Annotated in this window: 9 protein-coding genes and 1 rRNA gene; all 10 read left to right on the top strand. The window is 31.5% G+C overall.

What is annotated here, in order from left to right; genetic code table 11:
* Nucleotide 1 precedes the first annotated feature (1 nt).
* Nucleotides 2-274, top strand: coding sequence for an RNA-binding S4 domain-containing protein (locus tag C7N44_RS07700; RefSeq protein WP_105957336.1), 273 nt, complete (start codon nucleotides 2-4; stop codon nucleotides 272-274).
* 87 nt (nucleotides 275-361) lie between these two features.
* Nucleotides 362-736 (top strand): septum formation initiator family protein, encoded by a 375-nt coding sequence (locus C7N44_RS07695; RefSeq protein WP_105957335.1) that lies wholly within the window; start codon nucleotides 362-364, stop codon nucleotides 734-736.
* A 91-nt stretch (nucleotides 737-827) separates the two neighbouring features.
* Nucleotides 828-1,280 (top strand): S1 domain-containing RNA-binding protein, encoded by a 453-nt coding sequence (locus tag C7N44_RS07690; RefSeq protein WP_105957334.1) that lies wholly within the window; start codon nucleotides 828-830, stop codon nucleotides 1,278-1,280.
* Nucleotides 1,281-1,347: 67 nt separating this feature from the next.
* On the top strand, nucleotides 1,348-2,748 hold the full coding sequence (tilS, locus tag C7N44_RS07685) for a tRNA lysidine(34) synthetase TilS (RefSeq protein WP_167387302.1): 1,401 nt from the start codon (nucleotides 1,348-1,350) through the stop codon (nucleotides 2,746-2,748).
* Nucleotides 2,741-3,283, top strand: coding sequence for a hypoxanthine phosphoribosyltransferase (gene hpt / locus C7N44_RS07680; protein WP_105957332.1), 543 nt, complete (start codon nucleotides 2,741-2,743; stop codon nucleotides 3,281-3,283). Before tilS ends, hpt begins: the two co-directional genes overlap by 8 nt.
* A gap of 137 nt (nucleotides 3,284-3,420) precedes the next feature.
* Nucleotides 3,421-5,424, top strand: coding sequence for an ATP-dependent zinc metalloprotease FtsH (ftsH, locus tag C7N44_RS07675; protein ID WP_105957331.1), 2,004 nt, complete (start codon nucleotides 3,421-3,423; stop codon nucleotides 5,422-5,424).
* 83 nt (nucleotides 5,425-5,507) lie between these two features.
* Nucleotides 5,508-6,416 (top strand): Hsp33 family molecular chaperone HslO, encoded by a 909-nt coding sequence (gene hslO, locus C7N44_RS07670; RefSeq protein WP_105957330.1) that lies wholly within the window; start codon nucleotides 5,508-5,510, stop codon nucleotides 6,414-6,416.
* Nucleotides 6,417-6,500: 84 nt separating this feature from the next.
* The gene (gene dusB / locus C7N44_RS07665) at nucleotides 6,501-7,496 is read left to right on the top strand and encodes a tRNA dihydrouridine synthase DusB (RefSeq protein ID WP_105957329.1); all 996 of its coding nucleotides are present in this window, start codon (nucleotides 6,501-6,503) and stop codon (nucleotides 7,494-7,496) included.
* A 99-nt stretch (nucleotides 7,497-7,595) separates the two neighbouring features.
* Nucleotides 7,596-9,086: a lysine--tRNA ligase gene (lysS, locus tag C7N44_RS07660; protein ID WP_105957371.1), complete on the top strand. Its 1,491-nt coding sequence runs from the start codon at nucleotides 7,596-7,598 to the stop codon at nucleotides 9,084-9,086.
* Between the two features lie 452 nt (nucleotides 9,087-9,538).
* Nucleotides 9,539-9,726 (top strand): 16S ribosomal RNA (locus tag C7N44_RS07655); the annotation flags it as partial.

The raw sequence follows: 9,726 nt of genomic DNA, 5'->3' as shown, positions 1-9,726 counted from the left end.
TATGAGACTAGATAAGTTTTTAAAAACTTCAAGAATCATTAAACGTAGGACGGTCGCTAAAAGTATTGCTGATCAAGGTAGAATTTTAGTTAACGGGCATGTTGCTAAGTCTTCTACTGATATTAAATCTAATGATAAATTAGTTATAAAGTTTGGTAATAAGACATTAACACTGCAAGTTAATCAACTTTTTGAAACAACTAAAAAAGCTGAAGCAGATCGTATGTATACAGTTTTAGATGAACAATATGAGCGTGATTTTTCTAATGAATAAATTTTAAAATGAATATTTACTATTTTATTTTTTATAAGTAATGATTATACTTGTCTATAACAACTATGAATATGGAGGTTACTAAAAATGTCTAACAAAGTACGTCATTTGAATAACGATTATGAAAAACTTAAGATATATAGACATCAAAAGATTCTACGTACTCGTAAAAAACGTGCGTTGATTTTAGTATCTATATTTTTAGTTGTCATTTTAGTTCTTATTTATCAAATAATAGCAACTAAAAATGAATCTAGCAGCGTTGAAAATAAGGCTAATAATATGCAAGTTGTGTTACAAAATAATAAAGAAAACAATAAAAAATTAAAACAGAATGTTAAGCAACTTTATAATAATGATTATTTAGAAAAATTAATTAGACAAAAGTATTATTATAGTAAACCTGGTGAAACAGTTTATGGTTTACCTGGCGATGTATCTAAAGATGTTATTCAAAATTAAAATGGTATAAAATACCATTTTTTTTGTACAATAATATCGATAATGGTGCTATACTTAAAATACTTACTTTTTTAGGAGGAACATTTTTTTTATGGCAATTGAAGTTGGATCAATAATTTCCGGCAAAGTCTCAGGAATTACTAATTTTGGAGCATTCGTTGATTTAGGAGATAATAAAACGGGATTAGTTCATATTAGTGAAATTTCTGATAGCTATATTAAAGACATCAAAGATGTTTTAACAGTTGGCGATGAAGTTAAAGTTAAAGTTTTAAAGATTGGTGATGATGGTAAGATTGCTCTTTCAATCAGAAAAGCCAAGCCAGATTCTGAAAGAAAGCCAGAACATCATTCACACAATCACAATAATCATGGTAATTCTAAACGTGATTTTGGTAATAACCACCGTCATAACGATAACCATAAAAAAGCTAGTTTTGATGATTTAATGAATAACTTCTTAAAAGATAGTGAAAGTAGACTAGCAACAATTAAGAAAAATACAGAAGGCAAACGTGGTGGCCGTGGTGGTCGTCGTAGCTAAAACTAAAAAATGATTGAGGCATTTGCCTTAATCATTTTATTTTTATAAAATTTTAAGGAGAAAAATGATGCAAAGTGGTAGAACATTGCGCGAAAATTTTTTCGATTTGATATCTCAAAAGCATTGGTGGAATAATGATGAGTATGTTGTAATTGGTGTTTCTGCAGGAGTTGATTCGATGTGCTTATTATATTTAATGAAAAGCCTTCCTATAGCGTTAAGACCTAATATTATAGTTGCACATGTTAATCATAAATTAAGAACCCAAAGTGAAATAGAAGAACAATATATTAAGCAATTCTGTAAGCAAAATAATTTACAATTAGAAGTGGGTATTTGGCATAAATCTGATCATCCAATTAATGGAATAGAGAATGCGGCGCGTAATTTTCGTTATGATTTTTTTCAAAGTGTTATGGAAAAATATAATGCTAAAAAGTTATTAACTGCACATCATTTAAATGATCAAGCAGAGACCATTATAATGAAGCTTATTAGGGGGTCATATGTTAAGCAGATTAGTGGAATTAATAGGATTAGACAATTTTATCAGGGCTTTTTATTAAGGCCATTATTAGATTTTAAAAAATCTACCTTGAAACAATTTGCTATTGATAATAATATTAAATGGTTTGAAGATGAAACTAATCAAGATCTGGATGTACAGCGCAATCGGATCCGACATCAAATTTTGCCAATGATGGAAAAAGAGAATCCTAAAGTAATTGAGCATTTAGGATCATTTTCTAAACAGCTAAAGCAATTGGTTGATACTAATCAAGAACTTTTATTAAAATTAATTGGAGATTTAAAATTAAAAAATAATAATTTGAATTTAGAAAAATTTACAAGCAAAAGCGAGAACCTTCAATTTGAAATTTTAGAAGAAATTTTAAATCCAATTAATAATTCTGCTTTAGCTAATCAAGATAAAATATATGAAATTATTTATTTGCTAAATAATAGACAAAAACCTCAATTAAGGTTTAAATTAAATGATAATTATTACCTTTTTAAATCATATAATGAATTTGGTATACAAAAATATAAAAATAATTTTATAAGTTTATCAAAGAAAGATGAGTTTGTGGTAACATTAAACCAATGGTTTTCTACATTAAATGGAAAGCTGTTTATGATAACCGATCGTGAAATTAAACATCCTGATAAATACCAAAGAATTTCTCAATTTAATTTATCAAGGGAAGACTTTCCTTTATTTGTTCGGATGACTGAAAATTCAGATAAAATCACCTTAAAAAATGGCGGTCATCAGTCAGCAAAGCGTATCTTTATTAATAAAAAGATTCCTAATTCACTTAGAAAAAATGCTCAGACACTAGTAAGCTCAAATAATGATGTTTTATCTATTTTGGGATATAGTGAATCTACTATTTTAAATTCTTTTAATAAAAGATATAATTTAATCATCAAACAAAAGCTTTTGGAAGGAGAACGTAATGAATAACGACATTCTTAAGACCTTATATAGTGAAGAAGACATTGAAAATGCATGTAAAAGATTAGGTGAACAGATCACAAAGGACTATCAAGGTGAAAATCCGATAGTGATTGGAGTCTTGAAGGGTGCAATCTTCTTTATGACTGATATTGTTCGTGATATTGATTTATATATGGATATTGATTTTATTGATGTATCTAGTTATCATGGTGGAACTCAATCTAGTGGATCAATTGAGTTGATGAAGGATGTTGATATTGATGTAAATGGTCGTAATGTTTTATTTATTGAAGATATTATTGACACTGGTAGGACATTAAAGTATTTAGAAGATTTATTATCTGATCGTGGAGCTAAGTCTATTAGTGTATGTACTTTAATGGATAAACCAGAAGGGCGTGTGGTTGAAGCTAAAGCTGATTATGTAGGCCTAGAAGTTCCTAATGAATTTGTAGTTGGTTATGGCTTGGATTATGATGGCAAATATCGTAATTTACCATATGTTGGAGTTTTAAAACCAGAAGTTTATTCAAACAAATAGATAGTCTATATAACAAAAAAATGATAATATATGTTTTGTGTCTTAAATTTGCAAATCACAATAAGCTTTATTTATCTTAAAGTGATATAATAAAATATTAAATAATAGTCTAAGACATTAAGAACAGGAGGCAATTGATGCGTAATAACAAAGGATTATTCAAGAACAGTCTGTTCTATATTGTTGCTTTCTTGATTTTAATGGGAGTATTCTTTTTTGCAACTAGTAATAAAGGAGAAACTCATAATCAAGAGATTCAATCTAGTCAGTTTGTTAAACAATTAAAAGATAACAAGGTAAAAGACTTTTCTGTTCAACCTTCTGATGGTGTTTATAACATCTCTGGTCAGTATAGAGAAGCTCAAGAAACAAAGTCTAATAGTGGTAGTAGTTTCCTATTTGGAAATTCCCAAAAAACTACTAAGGTTTCATCATTTAAAGCTAATGTTTTAAAGAACAATAGTACAATTGCTGAAATCACTAATTATGCTAAGAAAAATAACGTCAAGATGAACGCTAAAGAAGCTGATACTAATGGTGGTTTCTGGACCAACTTATTAATTTCAGTTGTACCTATGCTAATTATTTTAGTATTCTTTTTCATTATGATGAACCAAGCTGGCGGTAAAAACGGCGGTAAAGGTGGCATTATGGGAGTAGGTAAGTCTAAAGCTAAGCCTACTCATAGTAATGTGAAATTCTCAGATGTTGCTGGTGAAGAAGAAGAAAAGCAAGAATTAGTTGAAGTTGTTGAATTCTTAAAGAATCCAAAAAAATATTCAAAGCTAGGTGCTAAGATTCCTCATGGTGTGTTACTAGAGGGGCCTCCTGGTACTGGTAAAACTTTACTAGCTAAAGCTGTTTCTGGTGAAGCTGCAGTACCATTTTATTCAATTTCTGGTTCTGATTTCGTCGAAATGTTTGTCGGAGTTGGTGCTAGTCGTGTTCGTGATTTATTTACTCAAGCTAAAAAAGACAGTCCTGCGATTATTTTCATTGATGAAATTGATGCTGTAGGTAGAAAACGTGGTAATGGCATGGGCGGTGGCCATGATGAAAGAGAACAAACTCTTAATCAACTACTTGTTGAAATGGATGGTTTCTCAGGTAATGATGGTGTTATCGTTATTGCTGCTACTAATCGTTCTGATGTCTTAGATCCCGCTTTAACTAGACCAGGTCGTTTTGATCGTAAAGTTTTAGTTGGTCAACCTGACGTACGTGGAAGAGAAGCAATATTAAAAGTTCATGCTAAGAATAAGCCTGTTTCTGACAAGGTTGATTTACATGAAATTGCTAAACAAACTCCTGGCTTTGTGGGTGCAGACTTAGCTAACTTGCTTAATGAAGCTGCTTTATTAGCTGCTCGTCGTAATAAGGATAATATTGGTCCTGCTGAATTGGATGAAGCTGAAGATCGTGTTATTGCTGGTCCAGCTAAAAAGGATAAGGTTGTTAGCAAAAAAGAACAAAATATCGTTGCTAATCATGAAGCTGGTCATACTATTGTAGGATTAGTATTAAATGATGCCAGAGTTGTTCATAAGGTTACAATTGTTCCTCGTGGCCGTGCTGGAGGATATGCAATTATGCTTCCTCGTGAAGATCAACAATTGATGTCCAAGAAGAATGCTATGGAACAACTTGCTGGATTAATGGGTGGTCGAACTGCTGAAGAAATCATTTTTGATTCAGAATCTTCTGGAGCTTCTAATGATTTTGAACAAGCTACTAATTTAGCACGTGCAATGGTTACTCAATATGGTATGAGTGAAAAGTTAGGCACTGTTCAATTAGAAAGTCCAACTCAAGATCCATATGCTCGTAAGTATTCTGAAAAGACTGCTGCAACTATTGATGATGAAGTAAGACGAATTATCAATGAAGCACATGGTGAAGCTCATGATATTATTGAACAACATCGTGAACAACATCATGCAATCGCTGATGCCTTGCTTAAGTATGAAACACTAGATGAAAAACAAATTCTAAGCTTGTATCGTACTGGTAAGATGCCAGAAGAAAACAATGATGTTGATGAAAATGCATCTTTTGAAGAATCTAAAGAAGAATTAGAAAAACGTGATGAAGAAAGAAATAATCATGATGATTCTAATGATTCAAATAATGATCAACAATAATTTGATTAAATAAAAGCGTGGGTTGAATAAAATATTTAACTCACGTTTTTTTATAAATATTTAAATATAAAAGGAGATTTAACATGTCAGACTATTTAACCAAAAGTGTTACTAAAGATGGAATGTTTAGAGCTTACGCAATGGAAGCTACAGAATTAGTTTCTGAATCACAAAAGGATCATAATACTTGGCCAACTTCTTCTGCTGCATTAGGCCGTAGTTTAATTGCTAGTTTATTATTATCTTCATCAGTACTTAAGGGAAAAGAATCTATGACGGTTAAAGTGATGGGGGATGGACCTGCCGGAACAATTGTAGTTGATGCTGATGCAAAGGGTCATGTTAAGGGATATATGCATAACCCTTATGTTGATATTCCTTTAAATAAGCATCACAAATTAGATGTTGGCGGAGCTATTGGTCATAATGGAACATTACAAGTTATGAAAAGCCAAGGCGGAAAAGAACCTTATACTAGTAATGTGGATTTAGTATCTGGTGAAGTAGGTGATGACTTTACTTATTACTTAGCGCAATCAGAACAAATTCCTTCAGCAGTTGGAGTTTCTGTTTATGTAAACGAAGATGGTACTATTGGTGCAGCTGGTGGATATTTAATTCAAGTATTACCTGGGGCTTCTGATGATGCAATTTCTAAGCTAGAAAAAAGATTGAAGTCAATTCCAATGATTTCAGAATTATTTTTATCCAAGCAAAAACCAGAAGATATCTTAAAATTAATTTTTGGTGAAGATAATCTAACAATCTTACAAAATTTACCAGTTGAATTTAAATGTGATTGTTCTAAAGAAAAATTTGCTAATGAAATCGCTGGAATTGGTAATAAAGAAATTCAAGCTATGATTGATGAAGATCATGGTGCAAAAGTTGTTTGTAATTTCTGTCAAACTACTTATAATTTTAGCGAAGATGATCTAAAAGAATTAGAAACATCATCTATTAATAGTAAAGAAGACAAAGATAAAAAATAATACTATAAAAATGACCATTAATATTTATTATGCTATTATATTTAGCAGAATAAATATCTGACTGATTTGTATGAGGTGAAAAGTATGGAATGGAAAATTGGGGACGTTACAATCCCAAACCAAGTGGTAGTAGCTCCAATGGCTGGAGTAACTAATACAGCATTTAGAATGATTTGTAAGGAATTTAATGCTGGATTAGTTGTTTGTGAAATGATTTCTGATCGTGGAATTATGTATAATAATCAAAAAACTTTAGATATGATTAACGTTGATGCTAAAGAACATCCAATGAGTATTCAAATCTTCGGTGGAAGTAAAGAAACTTTAGTACAAGGTGCTAAGTTTATTGATCAAAAAACTGATGCTGATATTATTGATATTAATATGGGATGTCCAGTGAATAAAGTTGTTAAGACCGATGCTGGATCAAAATGGCTATTAGATCCTAATAAAGTTTATGAAATGGTTTCAGCAGTCACTTCAGCAGTTAATAAACCAGTTACTGTTAAAATGAGAACTGGTTGGGATGAAGACCATATTTATGCTGTTGAAAATGCTTTAATGGCTGAAAAAGCAGGTGCTTCAGCAGTTGCTATGCACGGTAGAACTAGAAAACAAATGTATCAAGGATCTGCTGATTGGGATGTTTTAAAAGCAGTTGCTGATAAGCTAACAATTCCATTTATGGGAAATGGTGATGTTACTACTCCACAAAAAGCTAAAAAAATGCTTGACTATGTGGGATGTGATGCTGTAATGATTGGCCGTGCTGCTGAAGGTAATCCGTTTATGTTAAAACAAACAGCTCATTATTTAGAGACTGGTGAAATGCTACCAGAACCTTCAGTTGAAGAAACGATTAAAACTGCTAAAGAACATTTGCATAGATTGGTAGGCATTAAAGGTGAATTTATTGGACCTCGTGAATTTAGAGGGCAAGCAGCATATTATTTAAAGGGACTTAGACGTTCAGCTAGAACTAAGGCTGCCTTAAATGAAGCTGGTACGGAACAAGAAATGATTGATATTTTTGATAACTTTCTTGAAAAAACAACTAAAAGAAATGCAAGTAAAGTATAGAATTTAATAAATATTAATAGGTTAAGCTTATTTATGGTATTATTATTATAGAAAATAATTTATTCTGATGGAGGTATTACTGTGGCAAAAGAAAAGCAAATGAATGATCAATTGCGGGTTCGTCGCCAAAAGATGAATGAATTACGAGAAGAAGGTATCGATCCATTTGGTAGCCGCTTCGAACGTACTCATTTAGCTAAACAATTGCATGATGCATATAATGATTTAACAAAAGAGGAATTAGAAGAAAAAGATAAAAAAGTTGTTATTGCTGGTCGTATGATTGCAAAACGAGGTAAGGGTAAAGTTGGTTTTGCTGATTTACAAGATCGTTCTGGTAAAATTCAACTTTATGTTAGAAAAGATGTTGTTGGTGAAGACAATTATCATATCTTTAAACGATCTGATATTGGGGATCATTTAGGTTTTGAAGGTGAGGTTATTAAAACTGATATGGGTGAATTAACAGTTAAGGCTACCCATGTAACTTTCTTAGCAAAGGCTTTGCGTCCATTACCAGATAAATACCATGGTTTACAAAATAAAGAACAAAAGTATCGTCAAAGATATTTAGACTTAATTGCTAACCGTGATAGTTTTGATCGTTTCCAAAAACGTACTAAAATTATCTCAGCTATCCGTAGTTATTTAGATAATCAAATGGATTGCACTGAAGTTGAAACTCCTGTGCTTCACAACCAAGCTGGTGGTGCTAATGCCCGTCCATTTATTACTCATCATAATGCACTAGATATTGATTTATATTTACGTATTGCACTTGAATTACATCTTAAGCGATTAATTGTCGGTGGTATGGAACGTGTATATGAAATAGGTCGTGTATTTAGAAATGAAGGGATGGATCAAGACCATAATCCTGAATTTACTGAACTAGAATCATACATTGCATATTTTGATTTTCATGATGTAATGGATGAAACTGAAGGTATCTTTAAAGCCGCATCTAAAGTTGTTTCAGATGATGGAATTATTGAATACCAAGGTGATAAAGTAGACTTTAATAAGCCATTTGTTCGTTTACACATGGTAGATGCTATTAAGAAATATACTGGTGTTGATTTCTGGAAAAAAATGAGTTTAGAAGATGCTAGAAAATTAGCAGATGAACATCATATTGAATATAAAGATTTTTGGAAGGTTGGACATATTATTAATGAATTCTTTGAAGAATTAGTACAACCTAAGATCCAAGATCCTACATTTATTTATGGTCATCCAGTTGAAATTTCACCATTAGCTAAAAAGAATGCTGACGATTCAAGATTTACCGATCGTTTTGAATTGTATGTATCTGGAATGGAATATGCTAATGCATTTTCCGAATTAAATGATCCTATTGATCAAAAGGCAAGATTTGAAGCTCAAGCTGCAGAAAAAGCTCAAGGTAATGATGAAGCTCAACCTGTCGACTTAGATTATGTTGAAGCTTTAGAATATGGTATGCCTCCTACTGGTGGTTTGGGTATTGGAATTGATCGTTTAGTTATGCTATTAACTAATGCTGAATCAATTAGAGATGTTTTATTGTTCCCAACCATGAGACCAGAAGATAATTCTACAGAAGAATAAGAAAATAAAAAAGTTCTTACAATTAAAAAATTGTAGGAACTTTTTTATTTTCTTATTGACTTACATTGTCATTATTGATATTATTATTTCTGTTGTCATTTTGGTAACGAAAGTTACAAACCATTTAAAAATAATTACAAAAAGTTATTGACTTTCAGTTGTTAAGATGGCATAATAATTAGTGTTGCGTTGTTGATATGACAAACAGCAACACGCTAATTAAAAAATAATTACAAAAAGTTATTGACGTTGAATTGTTAATATGATATAATTAAAAAGCTGCTTGTTTTAAGCGGCTAACTGATAAGTAGATCTTTGAAAACTGAACAAGATTGATAATCAATGATGTGTAAGGAACTTACGATTTAGATCGTAAGTAAATTAAACACAGCGAAGTCAATTCGCTTTTAAAAACAATTAATTTGATGAGCTAGTTAAAAGCTTTTCATCTATAAGATGAGAGTTTGATCCTGGCTCAGGACGAACGCTGGCGGCGTGCCTAATACATGCAAGTCGAACGAGTCCTCCCAATTTGATTTTATCCTAATACATGCAAGTCGAACGAGTCCTCCCAATTTGATTTTATGCTTGCATAAATGATTTTTGGATTCGGGACGAGTGGCGAACTGGTGAGTAACAC

The organism is Apilactobacillus quenuiae (genome assembly GCF_002994005.1).
GTDB lineage: Bacteria > Bacillota > Bacilli > Lactobacillales > Lactobacillaceae > Apilactobacillus > Apilactobacillus quenuiae.
The sequence above is the reverse complement of the archived record's forward strand: the minus strand, read 5'-3'. Positions and strand labels throughout refer to the sequence as shown.

Coding starts and splice junctions, on each gene's coding strand:
- C7N44_RS07700 (WP_105957336.1), top strand. CDS start 2: ATGAGACTAGATAAGTTTTTAAAAACTTCAAGAATCATTAAACGTAGG.
- C7N44_RS07695 (WP_105957335.1), top strand. CDS start 362: ATGTCTAACAAAGTACGTCATTTGAATAACGATTATGAAAAACTTAAG.
- C7N44_RS07690 (WP_105957334.1), top strand. CDS start 828: ATGGCAATTGAAGTTGGATCAATAATTTCCGGCAAAGTCTCAGGAATT.
- tilS (WP_167387302.1), top strand. CDS start 1,348: ATGCAAAGTGGTAGAACATTGCGCGAAAATTTTTTCGATTTGATATCT.
- hpt (WP_105957332.1), top strand. CDS start 2,741: ATGAATAACGACATTCTTAAGACCTTATATAGTGAAGAAGACATTGAA.
- ftsH (WP_105957331.1), top strand. CDS start 3,421: ATGCGTAATAACAAAGGATTATTCAAGAACAGTCTGTTCTATATTGTT.
- hslO (WP_105957330.1), top strand. CDS start 5,508: ATGTCAGACTATTTAACCAAAAGTGTTACTAAAGATGGAATGTTTAGA.
- dusB (WP_105957329.1), top strand. CDS start 6,501: ATGGAATGGAAAATTGGGGACGTTACAATCCCAAACCAAGTGGTAGTA.
- lysS (WP_105957371.1), top strand. CDS start 7,596: ATGAATGATCAATTGCGGGTTCGTCGCCAAAAGATGAATGAATTACGA.